The 18,128-nt window shown below is 65.0% G+C and carries 17 protein-coding genes and 1 pseudogene; 11 read left to right on the forward strand and 7 right to left on the reverse strand.

All coding sequences use genetic code 11. The features are described 5' to 3' along the window. Positions 1 to 47: 47 nt before the first annotated feature. Positions 48 to 1,214, reverse strand: a complete 1,167-nt coding sequence (locus BN972_RS26045; protein WP_036365201.1) for an acyl-CoA dehydrogenase family protein — start codon at positions 1,212 to 1,214, stop codon at positions 48 to 50. 99 nt (positions 1,215 to 1,313) lie between these two features. Continuing rightward, positions 1,314 to 2,612: an amidohydrolase family protein gene (locus BN972_RS26050; RefSeq protein WP_036365203.1), complete on the reverse strand. Its 1,299-nt coding sequence runs from the start codon at positions 2,610 to 2,612 to the stop codon at positions 1,314 to 1,316. Between the two features lie 372 nt (positions 2,613 to 2,984). Here BN972_RS26050 and BN972_RS26055 point away from each other — a divergent pair, with 372 nt between their 5' ends. From BN972_RS26055 to BN972_RS26085, 7 genes are read left to right on the forward strand one after another with little or no spacing between them, the layout of a single operon-like run. Then, entirely contained in the window at positions 2,985 to 3,542 is a 558-nt protein-coding gene (locus BN972_RS26055) for a carboxymuconolactone decarboxylase family protein (RefSeq protein WP_036365205.1), read from the forward strand. Between the two features lie 2 nt (positions 3,543 to 3,544). Beyond that, positions 3,545 to 4,825 carry an aromatic ring-hydroxylating oxygenase subunit alpha gene (locus BN972_RS26060; protein WP_036365208.1) on the forward strand — a complete coding sequence of 427 codons (1,281 nt, stop codon included), beginning with the start codon at positions 3,545 to 3,547 and terminating at the stop codon, positions 4,823 to 4,825. Further along, a complete protein-coding gene (locus tag BN972_RS26065) occupies positions 4,806 to 5,132 on the forward strand; it encodes a hypothetical protein (RefSeq protein ID WP_036365211.1) in 327 nt (108 codons plus the stop codon). The genes BN972_RS26060 and BN972_RS26065 overlap by 20 nt, the downstream gene beginning before the upstream one ends. A gap of 2 nt (positions 5,133 to 5,134) precedes the next feature. Continuing rightward, positions 5,135 to 6,382 carry a metal-dependent hydrolase family protein gene (locus BN972_RS26070; protein WP_051545813.1) on the forward strand — a complete coding sequence of 416 codons (1,248 nt, stop codon included), beginning with the start codon at positions 5,135 to 5,137 and terminating at the stop codon, positions 6,380 to 6,382. Beyond that, on the forward strand, positions 6,366 to 6,788 hold the full coding sequence (locus tag BN972_RS26075; protein WP_036365214.1) for a nuclear transport factor 2 family protein: 423 nt from the start codon (positions 6,366 to 6,368) through the stop codon (positions 6,786 to 6,788). Before BN972_RS26070 ends, BN972_RS26075 begins: the two co-directional genes overlap by 17 nt. Beyond that, positions 6,785 to 7,873, forward strand: a complete 1,089-nt coding sequence (locus tag BN972_RS26080; protein ID WP_036365217.1) for an acyl-CoA dehydrogenase family protein — start codon at positions 6,785 to 6,787, stop codon at positions 7,871 to 7,873. The genes BN972_RS26075 and BN972_RS26080 overlap by 4 nt, the downstream gene beginning before the upstream one ends. 53 nt (positions 7,874 to 7,926) lie before the next feature. Continuing rightward, on the forward strand, positions 7,927 to 8,670 hold the full coding sequence (locus BN972_RS26085; RefSeq protein ID WP_080697237.1) for an acyl-CoA dehydrogenase family protein: 744 nt from the start codon (positions 7,927 to 7,929) through the stop codon (positions 8,668 to 8,670). A gap of 66 nt (positions 8,671 to 8,736) precedes the next feature. Here BN972_RS26085 and BN972_RS31430 read toward each other — a convergent pair whose 3' ends face one another. Both BN972_RS31430 and BN972_RS31435 read right to left on the reverse strand, forming a co-directional pair. Then, positions 8,737 to 9,261, reverse strand: coding sequence for an acyl-CoA dehydrogenase family protein (locus tag BN972_RS31430; protein WP_455709867.1), 525 nt, complete (start codon positions 9,259 to 9,261; stop codon positions 8,737 to 8,739). Then, positions 9,259 to 9,912 (reverse strand): annotated as a pseudogene (locus BN972_RS31435) (acyl-CoA dehydrogenase family protein); the annotation flags it as partial. The pseudogene BN972_RS31435 and the gene BN972_RS31430, both read right to left, overlap by 3 nt. A gap of 207 nt (positions 9,913 to 10,119) precedes the next feature. Between BN972_RS31435 and BN972_RS26095 the strand changes: the two are divergent. From BN972_RS26095 to BN972_RS26110, 4 genes are all read left to right on the forward strand, one after another. Beyond that, a complete protein-coding gene (locus BN972_RS26095; RefSeq protein ID WP_036365227.1) occupies positions 10,120 to 10,773 on the forward strand; it encodes a TetR/AcrR family transcriptional regulator in 654 nt (217 codons plus the stop codon). Positions 10,774 to 10,975: 202 nt separating this feature from the next. After that, positions 10,976 to 12,178 (forward strand): cytochrome P450, encoded by a 1,203-nt coding sequence (locus BN972_RS26100; RefSeq protein ID WP_036365229.1) that lies wholly within the window; start codon positions 10,976 to 10,978, stop codon positions 12,176 to 12,178. A 19-nt stretch (positions 12,179 to 12,197) separates the two neighbouring features. Then, entirely contained in the window at positions 12,198 to 13,049 is an 852-nt protein-coding gene (locus BN972_RS26105; RefSeq protein WP_036365232.1) for a mycofactocin-coupled SDR family oxidoreductase, read from the forward strand. Between the two features lie 23 nt (positions 13,050 to 13,072). Then, positions 13,073 to 13,909 (forward strand): SDR family NAD(P)-dependent oxidoreductase, encoded by an 837-nt coding sequence (locus BN972_RS26110; RefSeq protein WP_390176242.1) that lies wholly within the window; start codon positions 13,073 to 13,075, stop codon positions 13,907 to 13,909. A gap of 26 nt (positions 13,910 to 13,935) precedes the next feature. Here the strand turns inward: BN972_RS26110 and BN972_RS26115 are convergent, their stop codons facing one another. From BN972_RS26115 to BN972_RS26125, 3 genes are read right to left on the reverse strand one after another with little or no spacing between them, the layout of a single operon-like run. Next, positions 13,936 to 14,739 (reverse strand): SDR family NAD(P)-dependent oxidoreductase, encoded by an 804-nt coding sequence (locus BN972_RS26115; protein ID WP_036365951.1) that lies wholly within the window; start codon positions 14,737 to 14,739, stop codon positions 13,936 to 13,938. A 31-nt stretch (positions 14,740 to 14,770) separates the two neighbouring features. After that, positions 14,771 to 17,158: a CaiB/BaiF CoA transferase family protein gene (locus BN972_RS26120; RefSeq protein WP_036365239.1), complete on the reverse strand. Its 2,388-nt coding sequence runs from the start codon at positions 17,156 to 17,158 to the stop codon at positions 14,771 to 14,773. Beyond that, the gene (locus BN972_RS26125; RefSeq protein ID WP_036365241.1) at positions 17,158 to 18,126 is read right to left on the reverse strand and encodes an enoyl-CoA hydratase/isomerase family protein; all 969 of its coding nucleotides are present in this window, start codon (positions 18,124 to 18,126) and stop codon (positions 17,158 to 17,160) included. The genes BN972_RS26120 and BN972_RS26125 overlap by 1 nt, the downstream gene beginning before the upstream one ends. Positions 18,127 to 18,128 lie beyond the last annotated feature (2 nt).

Consider the following 18,128-nt stretch of genomic DNA (forward strand, 5'->3'; position numbering starts at 1 on the left):
GTTCGCTCCGATCCTCGTCCGACGAACAACAAACTACCTAGTAGCCCTCAGTAGCTGCGAGGCAGTTTCAGGACGTGCGAACCGAGGAAGTTGAGGATCATCTCCTGACTGACCGGCGCGATCTTCATCAGCCGCGCCTCGCGGAAGTATCGGGTGACGTGATACTCCTCCGCGTAACCCATGCCGCCATGGGTCTGCAGCGCCCGGTCCGCGGCGGTGAATCCGGCGTCCGCACACAGGTATTTGGCCGTATTGGCTTCGCGCCCACAGGGTTTGCCGTTGTCGTAGAGCCAGGTGGCCTTGCGCAGCATGAGCTCGGCGGCATCAAGGCGGGCCAGGGAGTCCGCGAGCGGGAACTGCAGACCCTGGTTCATCCCGATGGGCCGACCGAACACCTCGCGCTCGTTTCCGTACTTCACCGCCTTGTCCAGCGCCACCCGGCCGATGCCCAGCGCCTCGGCCGCGATCAGCATCCGTTCCGGGTTCAGCCCGTCCAGGATGTACTGGAAACCCTTGCCCTCCTCGCCGACCCGGTCCTCGACCGGGACTTCCAGGTTGTCGATGAACAGCTCGTTGGAGCTGACGGCATTGCGGCCCATCTTCTTGATCGGCCGGATGTCGACGCGGCTGCGGTCGAGGTCGGTGAGGAACAGCGTCATGCCGTCGGTCTTCTTGGTGACCTCGTCATAGCTCTGGGTACGGGTCAGCAACAGGATCTTGTCGGACTCCATCGCTTTGGAGATCCAGACCTTGCGACCGTTGACGACGTAGCGGTCGCCGTCGCGCTTGGCAAATGTCGTGATGCGTGAGGTATCAAGGCCGGCGCCCGGCTCCGTCACCCCGAAGCAGACGTGGATCTCCCCCGTCGCCACCCGTGGCAGGGTGCGAGCCTTGAGTTCGTCGGAGCCATGCACCACCACGGGCTGCATGCCGAAGATCGTCAGGTGAATGGAGCTGGCGGCGTTCATCGCGCCGCCGGATTTGGCCACTTCCTCGAGGAGGATGGTCGCTTCGGTGATGCCCAGGCCGTGCCCGCCGTACTCGGTGGGAATCGTCATCCCGAGCCAGCCGCCGTCGGCGATGGCGCGGTAGAACTCCGTCGGGAACTCGTGCGCCTGGTCTTTTTCCATCCAGTAGTGGTCGTCGAATTTCGACGCCAACTCCGCGACCGAGCGCCGGATGAGTTCCTGGTCCTCGGTCAGCTCGAATTCCATGCCGCAACTTTCTCTAGCGTTTTAGCGCGAGCAGACGCGGAATCGCACAATCGCGGCCCGCGCAGTGCGATTCCGCGTCTGCTCGCGGGGGAACGGGGCCTAGTCGGTGTTGCCGGTGAGGGCCTTCGCGTTGGCCGCGAAGTCCGCAAAGGACGCGCCGCCGCGGCTGTCTTTGTCGTGGCCCGCCGCCTTGATGGACACGTCGTGCCCCTCGGCCGCTTTGCGCAGCGCACCGACGGTGGCCTGTTCGCGCGTGATGTGCGTGAACGGGTCGAACGAATACCAGCGCATGGCATTCTCGTGGGTCATCTTGTTGATCTCGTCATCGGGAACGTTGTTGATGGACAACACGTCCCACAGCTCCTCGGGCGCGCCCGGCCACATCGAGTCGCTGTGCGGGTAGTCGGCTTCCCAACAGATGTTGTCGATGCCGATCATGTTGCGCAGCGCCACGCCGACCTTGTCGCTGATGAAGCAGGTGAGGAAGTGCTCGCGGAAGACCTCGCTGGGCAACTTGCCCTTGAAGTCCTGGTGCGTCCAGCTGGAGTGCATCTCGTAGGTGCGATCGGCGCGTTCGAGGAAATAGGGGATCCAGCCGGTCCCGCCTTCGGAGAGCGCGATCTTGAGGTCCGGGTACTCCTTGATGGGCCGCGACCACAACAGGTCCGCGGCGGCCTGCACGATGTTCATCGGCTGCAGCGTGATCATCACGTCCATCGGCGCGTCCGGCGCGGTGATGGCCAGCCGGCCCGAAGAACCGATGTGCACGTTCATCACGGTGTCGGTGTCGCACAAGGCTTTCCACAGCGGGTTCCAGTACTCGTTGTGGAAGCTGGGGTAGCCCATCGCGGCCGGGTTCTCGGTGAAAGTGAGCGCGTGCACGCCCTTCTTCGCGACCCGGCGCACCTCGGCGGCACAGGCCTCCGCGTCCCAGATCACCGGGATGGCCATCGGGATGAACCGCGCGGGGTAGGCGCCGCACCACTCCTCGATGTGCCAGTCGTTGTAGGCCTGCACCAGCGCGATGGAGAACTCGGGGTCATCGGTGGCGAACAACCGGCCGGCGAAGCCGGGGAACGACGGAAAACAGATCGAGGCCAGGATGCCACCGGCGTTCATGTCCTTGACCCGCTCATCCACGTTGTAGCAACCGGGCCGGATCTCGTCGAGCCCGGTGGGCTCGATGCCGTACTCCTCCTTCGGCCGTCCGGCGACGGCGTTCAGCGCGACGTTGGGGATCACCGTGTCACGGAACTTCCACATGTCCGAACCATCGGCGTTGTGGACGAGGCGCGGTGCGTCATCGATGTACTTCTTGGCCAGGTGGTTCTGGAACATGTTCGGCGGCTCGACGGTGTGGTCGTCCACGCTGATCAGGATCATGTCCTCTTTGTTCACGACGCTTCCCTTCTAATTCTGGCCGGACCCAACCGATCACACGGGTCTCAACGAACGCGCGGGTTCCCACCGGCCCCCGACCGGCACAGTCAAGCCCCGCATACGCAAAATCTCTATAGGTTGAAAACTAGCTTCTCGCGAAGCGAGAATCAACATCCAGCATTGTCACCGGTAATGCGGAAAGCCCCGGCAAGCAGCGAACGAACGGCAAATTCTTCGGTTGGGAACGACTCTCGGCACGGCCCCGGCGCGGGCCCTCGCCTGCAACGGGCGGATCGTTTCGCCGCGAGATTGACCAACAGAGCAATATGTGTGAGTCTATTGGTTAGAAATGAGAATATGATTCTCTTTGACCGAGAGGATACTCGCGCGATGCGCTTGCCGCCGCTGCCCGCCGACCGCTGGGACGAGTCTGTCGACCAGGCGCTGGCCGGGATGCTGCCCGCGGAACGCCGCAATCCGCGCGATGCGTCCAACGTTCTGGCGACGTTGGTCAACCACCCCGTCCTGACCAAGGCGTTCCTGAAATTCAACGTGCATCTGCTGTTCACGTCCACACTGCCGCCGCGAGTGCGCGAACTGGCCATCCTCCGGGTCGCGCACCGTCGCGGCTGCGCCTACGAATGGACGCACCATGTGAACCTGGCCAAGCGGGAAGGTGTCACCGACGCCGAGGTCGAGGCTGCGCGGCAGCCGCGGATCGCCGAAACGGCGTTCGACGAATTCGAACGCGCGATCCTGACCGGCGTGGACGAACTCGACGAGCAATCTCAGCTGTCCGACCAGACCTGGGCCACGCTGAGCACGCGCTTCGACGACCGCCAGCGGATGGACTACGTCTTCACGGTCGGCTCGTACATCATGCTCGCCATGGCGCTCAACACTTTTGGTGTCGAGCTCGAGACAACCACCGAATCCGAGGAGAAGTAAGAGTGGCCCACTTCCCGAAGCCAGCCGCCGGAAGCTGGACAGAGAACTATCCCGAACTGGGAACGGCGCCGGTCGATTACACCGACTCGATCGATCCGGCATTCTTCGAGGCCGAGCGTGAAGCGGTCTTCAAGCGCACCTGGCTGAATGTCGGGCGCGTCAACCGTTTGCCCCGTACCGGCAGTTACTTCACCAAGGAGATACCGTCGGCCGGCAAGGGCATGTCGGTAATCATCGTCAAGACCAAGGACGGGACCGTCAAGGCGTACCACAACGTCTGCCGGCACCGCGGGAACAAGTTGGTGTGGAACGACTTTCCCAACGAGGAGACCTCGGGCACCTGCAGACAGTTCACGTGTAAGTACCATGCCTGGCGTTACAGCCTCGACGGCGAACTGACCTTCGTCCAACAGCCAGACGAGTTCTTCGACCTCGACAAGACGAAGTACGGCTTGGCATCCGTGCGCTGCGAGGTCTGGGAAGGGTTCATCTTCATCAACTTCGACAACAACGCCGCACCCCTCGTCGACTATCTCGGACCCCTGGCCAAGAGCATCGAGGGCTACCCATTCGGTGAGATGACGGAGACCTACTCCTATCGGGCCGAAGTGGGCAGCAACTGGAAGTTGTTCATCGACGCGTTCGTCGAGTTCTACCACGCGCCGATCCTGCACCAGGGGCAGTACACCAAGGAAGAAGCCGCCAAGATTCAGAAGTTCGGGTACGAGGCGTTGCACTACGAGCTGGCCGGTCCGCATAACCTGCAATCCACCTGGGGCGGGCAGGCGCCACCCCCGGACATGTCCATGGTCAAACCGCTGGACCAGGTGTTGCGCAGCGGGTTGTTCGGTCCATGGGACAAGCCGGAAATCATCCAGAACCTAGAACTGCCACCGGGTGTCAACGTGAAGAGGGTGCCGCAGTGGGGCATCGACTCATGGCTCTTCTACCCCAATTTCATGCTGCTGATCTGGGAGCCCGGATGGTATCTGACCTACCACTACTGGCCTACTGCGGTGGATAAGCACATCTTCGAAAGCACGCTTTATTTCGTGCCGCCTCGCAACGCGCGGGAACGCCTTGCCCAGGAGCTGGCCGCGGTGACGTTCAAAGAGTATGCACTGCAGGACGCCAACACCCTGGAAGCAACCCAGACAATGATCGGCACCCGCGCCGTCACCGAATTCCTACTGTGCGACCAGGAAGTCCTGATCCGTCATCTACACAAGACGACCGGTGATTTCGTGAAGGAGTACCAGAGCAATGGCAAAGTTACCCTCTGAATTCGCGGCGCTGGAGCCCTATTTGGAATGGGATCTGGCCACCGAGCCCGAGCGTTACGCCAAGCGGCTGGCCTCCACGATGGCCGAGTTGCAGGAGTTCTACGACGTCGCGTTCCCGCTCCTCAACGATGTCATCGACTACGTTGACAAGTATCCGCTTGACGACCTGCCCGAGGACGCCCGCACGCTCATGCACCTGATGCAGTCGCTGGTGATGGTCTCGTTCCCCATCGAGGCCTGGAAGCAGCCGCGCGTCCCGGACAGCGGCGCGGCGTGGGTGGAACTGACCCGGGAGCCGGTGATCTGACATTGGCCGACGCTCTTCGCGCAAGCGGCTCATCGCAACTGACCCTCAAGGCGGCAGGGCTGTTCGACGTCGACGCCGGCGAGATCGTCCGGCCGGGCGTGCTGCGAATTGAAGGCGATCGCATCGTCGGTGTCGGTGGCGAGCCCGAAGGTGACCTGATCGATCTGGGCGAGCAGATCCTGTTGCCCGGGTTGATGGACATGGAGGTGAACCTGCTCATGGGAGGCCGTGGCGAGAAGCCGGGGCTGTCCCAGGTGCAGGATGACCCGCCGACCCGGGTGCTGCGCGCCGTGGGCAATGCCCGCCGCACGCTGCGCGCGGGATTCACCACCGTGCGCAACCTCGGGCTGTTCGTCAAGACCGGCGGTTACCTGCTCGACGTCGCTTTGGGCAATGCCATCGACGCGGGCTGGATCGACGGGCCGCGGGTCGTGCCGGCGGGGCATGCGATCACACCTACCGGCGGGCATCTGGACCCGACGATGTTCGCCGCATTCGCGCCGCATGCACTCGAGTTGACCGTCGAAGAGGGGATCGCCAACGGCGTCGACGAGATCCGCAAGGCCGTGCGCTACCAGATCAAGCACGGTGCCCAACTGATCAAGGTGTGCTGCTCCGGTGGCGTGATGTCATTGACGGGTCCGCCTGGCGCACAGCACTACTCGGATGAAGAATTGCGCGCCATCGTCGACGAGGCGCACCGGCGGGGTCTGCGGGTCGCCGCCCACACGCACGGTGCTGATGCGGTGAAGCACGCGGTCGCGGCCGGCATCGATTGCATCGAACACGGCTTCCTCATCGACGACGAGGCGATCGCGACGATGGTCGAGCACGGCACCTTCCTGGTCAGCACAAGGCGCCTGGCCGAGGGCATGGACGTCTCGCATGCTCCGCCCGCACTGCAGGCCAAGGCCGCCGAGATGTTCCCCAAGTCACGCACCTCGATCCTGGCCGCCCACAAAGCGGGAGTGAAGATTGCGGTGGGCACCGACGCGCCCGCGATACCGCACGGCAAGAACGCCGATGAACTCGTCACCCTGGTGGAGTGGGGCCTGCCGCCGCTGGCTGTGCTGCGCGCGGCCACGGTGACCGCAGCCGAACTGATCAACTCTGCCGACCTCGGACGGCTCGCCGAGGGATGTCTCGCCGACGTGATCGCGGTGCCGGGAAATCCGTTGGAGGACATCACCGTTACCCGAAACGTCAGCTTTGTCATGAAAGGCGGCAAGGTATATGCCAACCAGAACTGACGACCTGGTGGAGATCCAGCAATTGCTGGCCCGGTATGCAGTCACCATCACCCAAGGCGATATCGACGGCCTCATCGGGGTGTTCACACCCGACGGCACCTACAGCGCATTCGGTGACACCTACACCCTGGACCGGTTTCCCGAGTTGGTCGCCGCCGCCCCCAAGGGCCTGTTCATGACCGGTACGGCGCTGGTGGAGCAACTCGACGGCGACTCGGCGAGCGGCACCCAGCCGCTGTGCTTCATTGAACACTCAGCGCACGACATGCGAATCGGCTACTACCGCGACACCTACCAGCGCACCGCCGACGGCTGGCGGCTGAAAACCCGTGCGATGACCTTCATTCGGCGCAGTGGGGTGCACGACTCGGGCCGTCCGCACGCCGTGGGCCGTCCCACGCCGTGAACGTCGAGCAGTTCCGCGCGGAGCTGTGCGCCTGGCTCGACGAGCACGACCTGACCCCCGAGCCGGACCATTCACTGCAGGGGCACATGCGCCAGCTCGCCCGCGTCCACGCCGCGCTCTACCAGGCCGGCTGGATGCGCTACGGCTGGCCCACCGAAGCCGGCGGACTGGGCGGGCCCGCGCTGCTGCGAGCGATCGTCGGCGAGGAGGTGGTGGGCCGCCGACTGGCTGAGCCGGGACCGTACTCAATGGTCGAGGTGCTGGCCCCCACCATGATCGATTACGCGCCAACAGAACTCGCCGCCGAGATGGTGCCGCGACTACTCAGCGGCCGCGAAACGTGGTGTCAGGGGTTCTCCGAACCGGGATCGGGCAGCGATCTGGCGTCGCTGTCCACCCGCGCCTCGCCGGACGGCGACAACTGGATCGTCAACGGCCAGAAGGTGTGGACCAGCTACGCCCAATTCGCCACCCGTTGCATCCTGCTCACCCGCACCGCACCCGGTTATGACGGCATCACCGCGTTCTTCGTCGACATGGACACCCCGGGCATCACCGTCCGCCCCCTGCGCACCATGCACGGCGTGGACGAATTCTGCGAGGTCTACTACGACGACGTGGTGATCCCGTCTGACCGTATGCTCGGCCGGCCCGGGGACGGCTGGCGGCTGGCGATGGACCTCTTGCCGTACGAGCGGTCGACCTGCTTCTGGCAGCGGATCGCCTACCTGTATTCCCGCTTCGACGCGCTGATCGCCGAAGCTTCCGACGCCGACGAATCCTTGTTGGGCACGGCATATCTCGCCTTGCACACGCTGCGCTGCCGGTCCCGCGCGACGCAGCACCGGCTGGCGGCAGGGGCACGGCTGGGACCGGACACCTCGATCGATAAGGTGCTGCTGGCGGGCGCCGAGCAACGGCTCTACGACACCGTGCACGATCTGCTCCCCGGAGCCCTCGAACTCGACGACACAGCCTGGCGGCCGGAATACCTCTACTCCCGGGCGGCCACCATTTACGGGGGAACCGCGGAGATCCAGCGCAACATCATCGCCCGCCGGTTACTGGAACTGGGCAAGGAGTGAAGGTGAGCGAACCCGGGGAACTACAGCTGATAGCGGACTCGCTGCGCACGGCTATGACGGGCGCCTCGGGTGCCAAGCTCGACGCGGCGTTGACCGAACTCGGCTGGCTCGACATGCTCAGCGAGATCCCAGAGTCCGCAATTCCCTTGGTCTTCCGGCTGCTCGGCGAAACCGGGGCGCATGCGCCGGTGGTCAATGACGTCGTCCTGTGCGCAGCTGGGAGCCCCGGTGGGGGCACCGTGCCGCTGCCGTACGCGGGGGACTCCTGGGTGGTCTGGGAACGTACCGACGAGACGTCGTCGGCGCTCGACGACGAACTTCCCATACACCGGACCTCGGCCGGCGAACCGGTGCCGTTGGGCCAAGGGCGGGCTGCGCTGGGCTGGTGGCTGGTCGGCACCGGCCGGGCGATGCTTTCCCTGGCGCGCCAACATGCACTGGATCGCGTGCAGTTCGGCCGTCCGCTCGCGTCGTTTCAGGCGGTGCGGCACCGACTCGCGGAGACCCTGGTGGCCATCGAGGGCGCCGAAGCCACGCTGCAGGCCGCCACCGATGAGCCCGACGAACTGGCCTTCTTGCTGGCCAAAGCCGCTGCGGGACAGGCGGCGCTGACCGCGGCGCGGCACTGCCAGCAAGTGCTCGGTGGCATCGGCTTCACCGCCGAACACCGACTGCACCAGCATGTCAAGCGCGCGCTGGTGCTGGACGGCCTGCTGGGCAGCTCGCGGGAGCTCACCCGGGAAGCGGGGAAGGCTCTGCGGGAGCGCGGATTTGCTCCGCGACTGGCCCACCTCTGACGGCGAGTGTGCATCTGACGACGCGACACACCGGGCGGGCGTCGTGAGATGCACACTCGCGACGCCTCAGTTGCGGGGTAAGCCCAGGATCCGCTCGGCGATGATGTTGCGCTGGATCTCCGAGGTACCCCCGGCGATGGTGCCGGCGAAGCTGCGTGCGTACCGGTCGAACCAACTGCCGTAGTAGTCGTCAAGATTCAGCGGGGCGAAGGGCGCGGTGATCGCCGGGTGGACAAGGCCGTCGGCGCCCTTGGCGTTCAGCGCGTCCTCGGCGGCACGCTGTAATGCTTCCGAGCCCAGGAGTTTCAGGACCGACTGCGCCGGCACGTCCTCTTCCCCGCGCGCCGCACGCGCCGTCGCCGCCGAGCCCAGCAGGCGCATCGCGCGGGCGTCCATCACCAGGGTGGCGTAGCGATCCCGCTCCAGCATCCCATTGGGCGTGTAATCGGTTGTCAGCTCGTCCAATAGGTTGGCATAGTCGAGCCAGAGCATCGCGCGCTCGTGGCCAAGGGAGCCGTGGGCCACCCGCCAGCCCCCGTCGAGTTCACCGACCAGATTCTCGGCCGGCACCCGCGCATCGGTGAAGAACACCTCGTTGAAGTCGACGTCGTCGTGGTCGCAAATCGAGGCGAACGGCCGGCGTACCACCCCCGGTGTATCGGTCGGGATCAGCAATACGCTGATGCCCTTGTGTTTTGGGACCTCGGTATTGGTGCGCACGAACGTCAGCAGCACGTCGGCATCATGGGCCCCCGATGTCCAAACCTTTTGTCCGTTCACCACGAAGTGGTCACCGTCGAGCACCGCGCGCGTCTTGAGCGACGCCAGATCCGATCCGGCCCCGGGCTCACTCATGCCCAGCGATGCGGTGATTTCGGCCCGCAGAATCGGTATTGCCCACCGCTGCTTCTGTTCGCGAGTTCCGAAGGACAGCAACGACGCCGCGATGATGCCCACGCCTTGGGGATTGAAGCTGCGATAGATCCGGCGCCGGGCCATCTCGTCGGCGTGCACATACTGCTGCAGCAGCGAAGCATTGCGTCCGCCGAACTCAGGCGGGTTGCCGGGCAGTAGCCAGCCGTGGTCGAACAGCAGGCGCTGCCACCTGGCGGCCCATTCCGGCAGGTGCGAACACGACCGTGGCCGCTCGATCCCCACCGCCTCGTCGGGCAGATGCTTGTCGAGGAATGCGATGAATTCGGCGCGAAATGCCTCGACGTCGGCATCGAACGTCAGCTGCACAGGACTCTCCGGGTTATCAGGGGCGAGCTAGGTTCGCTCTCGCGAATCCGCTTCCCAAACACACGTCTAAGAGAATAGTATTCTCGCCGTGAGGAAGTTACAATCTCCAAGACATCGTCCGTGAGGAGGTCGAGCACCGCGATGGCACGACGTTCTCCGGTACAGTCCAATCATGTTCTCTCCTCGCGGCAATCTCCTGAGCCGCCCGTGACGAACCCCAGTGAAGAGCCGGCCTGGAAGCAGCGGGCCGTCGAGCGATCCATCAAGACCGCAAAACTGCGGGCGGCGCAGCGCGTTCAGCGCTTCCTGGACGCCGCACAGGCCATCATCATCGAGAAGGGCAGCACGGACTTTACCGTCCAGGAGGTCGTGGACCGGTCGCGTCAGTCGTTGCGCAGCTTCTACCTGCAGTTCGACGGCAAGCACGAACTGTTGCTGGCCCTGTTCGAAGACGCCCTGAGCCGGTCCGCCGACCAGATCCGCGCCGCCACCGAGAGCCACACCGATCCGCTGGAGCGGCTCAAGGTCGCCGTTGAATTGCTCTACGAGGCATCGCGCCCCGACCCCACCGCCAAGCGCCCGCTTTTCACCGATTTCGCGCCTCGTTTGCTGGTGACTCATCCTGCCGAGGTCAAGATTGCCCATGCTCCACTGTTGGCTTTGCTGACCGAGCTGATGGAAGCCGCAGGCGATGCCGGCAAGTTGCGCGCCGACGTCAACGCCAAGCGGGTGGCCGCCATGACGATGCAGACGGTCATGTTCATCGCGCAGTCCAGCGGCGGCTCCGACGACGCGACGGTTCACCCGATCAGCGCCGACGAGGTCTGGGATTTCTGCTCACGCGGATTCGCGGGCAAGTAGTTCCTCCGACGCAAATTCGCATGAGCGAATATCGCACGTCGTTGTCTTTGTGAGAACGGTATTCTCTGGTACAAAGAACTACAAATAGCCAAAACGGATTCGACGTTGACACTCGTTGGTGGGTGATGACAGAGTTCTACAGGCGGCATTGTCGCGCCCTCCTGACGAACAGGGCGCGTCACCGGCGAGAGGGCAATCACCCGTGACAGTCAGCGCAGCCAACGACGTCTATTTCGACCCGTACGACGTCGAGCTCAACGCCGACCCCTATCCCATGTTCAAGCGGCTGCGCGACGAGATGCCGTTGTACTACAACGAGCAACACGACTTTTACGCGCTGAGCCGCTTCGCCGACGTCGACAATGCGATCGTCGACTACCAAACCTTCAGTTCCGCGCGGGGCGCGATTCTCGAGCTGATCCGGGCCAACATAGAGATGCCGCCGGGCGTCCTCATCTTCGAGGACCCGCCCATCCACGACATTCACCGTAAGTTGTTGTCGCGCATGTTCACTCCGCGCAAGATCAACGATCTGGAGCCCAAGATCCGCGAATTCTGCGCGCGCAGCCTGGATCCGCTGATCGGGACGGGCAGATTCGACTTCGTCAACGACCTCGGCGCGCAGATGCCGATGCGGGTGATCGGCATGCTGCTCGGTGTCCCGGAGGAAGATCAGGAAGCCGCACGCGATTTCGCCAACGCGCAGATGCGGACTGAGGCCGGTAAGCCGATGGAGTTCTCGGCCGAGGCGATGCTGAGCGGTGAGTTCTTCAGCCAGTACATCGACTGGCGCGCCGCGAACCCGTCCAACGACCTGACGACCGAGCTGCTCAACGCCGAGTTCGAGGATGAGACCGGCACGGTGCGCCGGATGCGCCGCGACGAGCTGCTCACCTACATCACCGTGGTGTCGGGCGCCGGCAACGAGACGACCACCCGGCTGATCGGGTGGGCCGGCAAGGTGCTGGCCGAACATCCCGATCAGCGGCGCGCTCTGGTCGAAAACCCCGCGCTGATCCCCGCTGCCGTCGAGGAGCTACTGCGGTACGAGCCGCCGGCTCCGCATGTGGCGAGATACGTCACCCGGGACGTGGAGTACTACGGCCAGCGGGTGCCCGAAGGCAGCGTCATGATGATGCTGATCGGCGCGGCCAACCGGGACCACCGCCAATTCCCGCCCGACGGTGACGTTTTCGACATCTACCGCGTGCCGCATCAGCACCTGACCTTCAGCGTCGGCACCCACTACTGCCTGGGCTCGGCGTTGGCCCGGCTCGAGGGCCGGATCGCGATCGAGGAGATTCTCAAGCGCTTCCCCGAATGGGATGTCGACCTTACCGACGCCAAACTTTCCCCGACGTCCACGGTGCGGGGTTGGGAGTCCATGCCGGCAATTCTCGGCTGAATAAGGAAACGAGGTAACAATGAGCGAAGACGGCAAGGGGCGGGTAGCAGGCAAAGTCGCCTTCGTCACGGGGGCGGCGCTCGGCCAAGGCCGCAGCCACGCGGTGCGACTGGCGCAGGAGGGCGCCGACATCATTGCCATCGACGTGTGCAAACGGGTCGTGGCAACGAGCCCGATTCCCGCGGCGACACCGGAGGACCTGGCCGAAACCGCCGATCTGGTCAAGAGTTACAACCGGCAGATCTTCACCGCCGAAGTGGACGTTCGTGACTATGACGGGCTGAAGGCAGCGGTGGATGCCGGAGTGGACCAGTTGGGCCGGCTGGACATCATCGTGGCCAACGCCGGCATCGGCAATGGCGGGGACACCCTGGATCAGTGCACCGAGCACGACTGGCAGGAGATGATCGACGTCAACCTCTCGGGTGTCTGGAAAACGGTGAAAGCTGGTGTGCCGCATATCCTTGCCGGCGGCAGGGGCGGATCGATCATCTTGACCAGTTCCGTCGGCGGGCTGAAGGCGTACCCACACTGCGGCAACTACGTTGCCGCCAAGCACGGTGTGGTCGGGCTGATGCGCTCGTTCGCGGTCGAGTTGGGGCAGAAGATGATTCGGGTGAATTCGGTGCATCCCACGCACGTGAGCACCGGGATGATCATGAACGAGGGCACCTGGAAATTGTTCCGCCCGGACCTGGAAAATCCGGGTCCCGACGACATGGCTCCGATCTGCCAGATGTTCCACACGCTGCCAGTGCCGTGGGTTGACGCCCAGGACATCAGCAACGCCGTGCTGTTCCTGGCCTCCGATGAAGCCCGGTACATCACCGGTGTCACCCTGCCCGTCGATGCGGGGAGCTGCCTCAAATAGGGTGTCCGCCTATGGACGGACACTTGTCGAATTTCGATGGACGCGGGGCGGTCGTCACGGGCGGCGCGAGCGGGATCGGCTTGGCCACCGCCACCGAGTTCGCCCGCCGCGGAGCCCGGGTGGTGCTCGCCGACGTCGACCAGCCGGGGCTGGAGCAGGCCGTCGCTCACCTGCGCGGTGAAGGTTTCGACGCGCACGGTGTGCAATGCGACGTGCGGCATCTCGAGGAGATGGTGCACCTGGCCGACGAGTCCTTCCGGCTGCTTGGACAGGTGGACGTGCTGTTCAGCAACGCGGGCATCGTCGTCGCCGGTCCGATCGCCGACATGACGCATGAGGATTGGCGCTGGGTGATCGATATCGACCTGTGGGGGAACATCCACGCTGTCGAGGCCTTCCTGCCCAGGTTGCTCGAGCAGGGCACGGGTGGGCACATCGCGTTCACCGCGTCGTTCGCCGGACTGGTGCCCAATGCCGGCTTGGGCGCCTACGGGGTGGCCAAGTACGGGGTGGTGGGTCTGGCCGAAACTCTGGCCCGCGAGGTGAAGGGCCATGGCATCGGTGTGTCGGTGCTGTGCCCGATGGTCATCGAAACCAAGCTGGTGTCTAATTCCGAACGCATTCGCGGCGCTGACTACGGGCTGGCGTCCCAACCCGATGTCACGGGCTCGACGGGCTCGCTCCCCCAGCAGGACGACACACTCAACGTCGACGCGGTGGCCCGCCTGACCGCCGACGCGATCCTGGCCAACCGGCTGTATGTGTTGCCGCACGAGGCCGCCCGGGCATCGATCCGCCGCCGGTTCGAGCGCCTTGACCGAGCTTTCGAGGAGCAGGCCGCCGAAGGCTGGCGTCACTAGCATCGCGCGAGCAAACGCCACCCTGGTCACGGTCCGAGCTGATAGGTCCCCGTCTGCGGATTGTGATACCAGCCGCCGGCCGCGTGTGTTCCACCGTCGACGTGCAAGGTCTGGCCGGTAATGTAGGTGGACAAGTCCGAGGCGAGAAACACTGCGACACCGGCCGTTTCGTCGACATGGCCGGGCCGTCCCCAGGGAACGACGGCACCCATCGCCGCGCTGGCATCCCCGCCGCCGAGCGCCGCGAGGCCTTCGGTCATGGTGATGTCGGGCGCGATCGCATTGACGCGGATGCCGTGGGGCGCCAGTTCGAGTGCGGCGGTCTTGGTGTAGTTGATGACGCCGGCCTTGGCCGCGGCGTACGCGGCGTAGCCCGGCGCCGCCCGCACGCCTTCGATCGATGTCACCGAGATAACGCTGCCGGGCAGGCCGGCGGACACCATCGTTCGCGCGACCCGCTGCGTGCAGAGCAGGATGTGCCGCAAATTCGCTCGATACAACGCGTCCCAACCGTTTTCACTGGTTTCCAGCAGCGGCGACGAGAACACCCCACCGGCGTTGTTCACCAGGATCGTCGGTACGCCCAGCTCCGCCACCGTGCGCTGCAGGGCAGCGTCGACCTGGCCACTGTCCCGAACGTCGGTGGTGATACCCAGTCCGCCAATCGATTCCGCGGCCTGCGCGCAGGTACCCGGGTCACGCTCCCAGATCGCCACCCGTGCTCCGAACGCCGCGAAGCCCGCGGCGATCCCCCGCCCGATGCCGGCCCCGCCGCCGGTGACCACCGCGACGCGGTCGGTGAGCAGAACGTCGGACGGATCGATCGGCACGCCCCTCACCCCACCCGCGAGCAGACGCAAATCATCGCGGTGCCTGGCCGATCACGCCGTCGGCTTCCAACTGCGCGATCTCGGCATCGGTCAGCCCCAACTCGGTGAGCAATTCATGGTTGTGTTGCCCGAGCAGGGGCGCGGGCTGGGTATGAAACCGGCACGGACCGCCGGACATCCGCATGGGCACGGTACTGAGCCTAGCTGGACCGCACACCGGATGGTCGACGACTTCGAAGAAGCCGCGCGCATCCAATTGCGGTATCTCCGTCTGCCGGTGCGGTTGCAGGACCTTGGCAACCGGCACACCGGCGTCCCAAAGGGCAACGACGATCTGGTCGCCGGTCCGGTCCGCGCACCAGGCCGCCAAGTGCTCGTCGATCCGGTCGGCGTCAGCACGGCGGCCGGCTGCGGTGCTCAGCGCGGGATCGGTTGCCCACGCGGGCGATCCGAGCGCGTCACACAGCCGACCCCATTGCTGGTCGCTGGAGACCGCGATCGCAACCCAGCTGTCCAGCCGCCCAAACTCGTCGATCTCGTTGGTACGGTACAGATTCTGTGGCGCGGCGGTGGGTCCGCGATTGCCGTCCCTTTCCAGCAGCGCCCCGTACGCCGAGTATTCGATGACCTGCTCGGCGGCGATGTTCAGCGCCGCATCCACCATCGCCGCCTCCACCAGCACACCCTGGCCGGTCCGGCGACGATGTTCGAGGGCGAGCAGCAGCGCGTTGAGAGCGTGCACCCCGGCGTTGGGATCCCCCACGGAATACGGCTCGAATGGTGTGCGGTCGGCATAGCCGGTCAGCCAGCTCACCCCGGATGCCGATTCGATGACGTAGGCGAAGGCCGGGTTGTCCCGCCACGGGCCGTCGAGGCCGAATCCCGGCATGCGCACCATCACCACGTCAGGCCGAATGGACTGCACCGCGGCGAAATCCAATCCGATCGAGTCGAGCACGCGGGGCGTGAAATTCTCCGCGACCACATCGCAGGTGGCGATGAGGCGATGCAGCAGTTCGCGTCCGCGCGGGCTCTGCAGATCCAGCGTCAGCCCCTTCTTGTTGGTGTTCAGGGCGGCAAAGATCGGTGACCTCTCCCACCACTGCTCCTCGGTGACCGGTATGCCGGCGATCAGCCGGGTACCGTCCGGGCGACCGGTGGATTCCACGTGGATCACCTCAGCGCCCAGCATGGCCAGAAAATGGGTGCAGGATGGTCCCGCCCAGAAGGTCGTCAGATCCAGCACCCTAAGCGGGCTCAGCGGCAGGTGCGGTGCGGGCCGGTCCGAGGTCGGCGCCGGCCGGGGGGTGAGACCGGCCGCCCGGTACTGGGCGGTGTGCTCACCGAGTCGGGGGGCCGGGCCCGGCTCGCGCAACTGCGCGGGCCGCATCCGGTAGGGATGACGCGGCTGGGTGAATCCGTCGCGCGGGTTTCGCATAAACGAGTCGCGTGCCTGAAAGTGGTCCAGCGACGTGACGTTCGCACCATTGGCCACCGGCGCGTTGGGTATCCGGAAGGCGGTGGCCAATTCGCGGATCGCGTCGGCCGGCTGGCTTCGGACCCACGCATAGATGTCATCGGCATGGATGTTCGCCTGCTCGGTGATCGTCAGCGGCGAGTTCTCATCGATCCATTCCGGGTGGCCGACCATCGCGCACAGGTCGAACCATTGCTGCGCGGTCCCGCAGCCGAGGTCCACCAGACCGTCCTGCGCGGCCGCCACCCCGGGCACGGTCGGCCGCCGGGCGTCTCGCCAGGGCCGTCCCAACATCTCGAAGTAAGTGACGGGATAGTAAGTGAGGCCGAGGATTTGACTCTCCAGGACCGAAAGGTCGATGAGATCACCGCGACCGAGGTACCGCACGGCGAGCGTCGCTGCGCTGGCATATGCGCCCGCCAGATATTCGCCAACCTGCCCGCCGACATGGACGGGTGCCCGGTCGGCCACCCCGCGCCCCAGTCCGATGATGCCGCCCGACCACGCCTGCAGCGTGAACTCGGTTGCCGCGCGGTCCCGCCACGGGCCGTCCAGCCCGAACGCAGTGATCGACGTGACGACGAGATGCGGGTGATTGCTCTGGATTTCAAGCGGTGTAAACGCTTGCGCCACCGAGGATCCGGGCGACCACACCACGGCGTCCGCGGCAGCGAGTAGCCGGTTGAGCAAGCCGACGTCGTCCGCGTCGCGCGGCTCGACGACAATGCTGCGCTTGGACCCAGCCAGGAAGCTGAACAGCGCCCCGTCGGTACCGGGCGCGATCGTCGCGCCGGAGGCCGACCAAGATCGTAGCCAATCACCGTCGGGCGGCTCGACTTTGACGACCTCGGCGCCTCCCTCGGCGAGCAGCTTGGTGCAGTAGGCACCCGCGATTCCGGTGGACAGGTCGACGACGGTGTAACCGGTCAGCGGCGCCGCCACTAGTGCTTCCGCTTCCGGTTGGCCTCCTTGGCGGGCCGCGCCTTCTTGCTCAGCCGCCACTCCGGTGGGAATTTGGCGTCGTTGTCCTTGACGGCATCACCGAGACCCCGGTCGATGGCACCATCGAGGGTGAAATCATCGGCGTCCGGATGCGCACCGCCGCCGACAGATTCGAAGAAGCCGCTGAGCAGACTGCCCATGTACTCGCCCTGGAATTGTTTCATGACCTCGAAGAACGTCTTCTGCATGAAGACGGTGTCGGTGGGGCGGTTACGCGCACAGGCCAACGCGTACTTGGCAACCTCGGCCTCGAGTTCGGCACGGGGTACCACGCTGTTCAAAAAGTTGCAGTCGTACATCTCGGCGGCGGTGAAAGCCCGTCCGGTGTAGACCATTTCCTGGAACTTCCGAATACCCATGGTCTGGGCCCACCACCACATCCGCGGCCCCCATCCGTAGTACCGGAACGACGGATGTCCGAACAGGGCATCGTCGCTGGCGATCACCAGGTCCGCGTCGGCCGCCTGGTAGAAGTGCCAGCCGTAGCAGTAACCCTTGACCTCCAGAATGCTGATCTTCTTGAAGTCCTGCAGTCCACGGATCCCGGAGTTCGGGTTGGCGTACCACTGCCCGATGGAGGCGCCATGCCGGAACGATCCTCTTGGCGGATAGGCGATTTCGTTGGCGCCAACCCGAAATTCGGCCAGCAGCGGGCCCGGGTCGGCCGCGTCCTTGGCCCGCATGAACTCTTTTAGGTCCGCGCCCGATCCCAGGTCGTCACCCGTTCCCCGAATCACCACAACCTTGACCTTGTCGTCGATGCTGGCGCGGTGCAGCAGGTCGGCGTAACGCTGCCGGGCGGCGATCGTTGGAGCGTTCAGATATTCCGGCCGGTCGAAGGTGATGGTGGCGATTCGAGTCTTGGCGTCCTTTTCGTAGCGAATGATCTTCTCCGCCTTGGCGGCCATCG

This window comes from Mycobacterium asiaticum DSM 44297 (genome assembly GCF_000613245.1).
Lineage (GTDB): Bacteria > Actinomycetota > Actinomycetes > Mycobacteriales > Mycobacteriaceae > Mycobacterium > Mycobacterium asiaticum.

What these genes read in the sequence shown, in the direction of transcription:
- BN972_RS26045 (WP_036365201.1), bottom strand. Translation starts at nt 1,214, where the DNA reads ATGGAATTCGAGCTGACCGAGGACCAGGAACTCATCCGGCGCTCGGTC.
- BN972_RS26055 (WP_036365205.1), top strand. Translation starts at nt 2,985, where the DNA reads ATGCGCTTGCCGCCGCTGCCCGCCGACCGCTGGGACGAGTCTGTCGAC.
- BN972_RS26065 (WP_036365211.1), top strand. Translation starts at nt 4,806, where the DNA reads ATGGCAAAGTTACCCTCTGAATTCGCGGCGCTGGAGCCCTATTTGGAA.
- BN972_RS26075 (WP_036365214.1), top strand. Translation starts at nt 6,366, where the DNA reads ATGCCAACCAGAACTGACGACCTGGTGGAGATCCAGCAATTGCTGGCC.
- BN972_RS26085 (WP_080697237.1), top strand. Translation starts at nt 7,927, where the DNA reads ATGACGGGCGCCTCGGGTGCCAAGCTCGACGCGGCGTTGACCGAACTC.
- BN972_RS26105 (WP_036365232.1), top strand. Translation starts at nt 12,198, where the DNA reads ATGAGCGAAGACGGCAAGGGGCGGGTAGCAGGCAAAGTCGCCTTCGTC.
- BN972_RS26125 (WP_036365241.1), bottom strand. Translation starts at nt 18,126, where the DNA reads ATGGCCGCCAAGGCGGAGAAGATCATTCGCTACGAAAAGGACGCCAAG.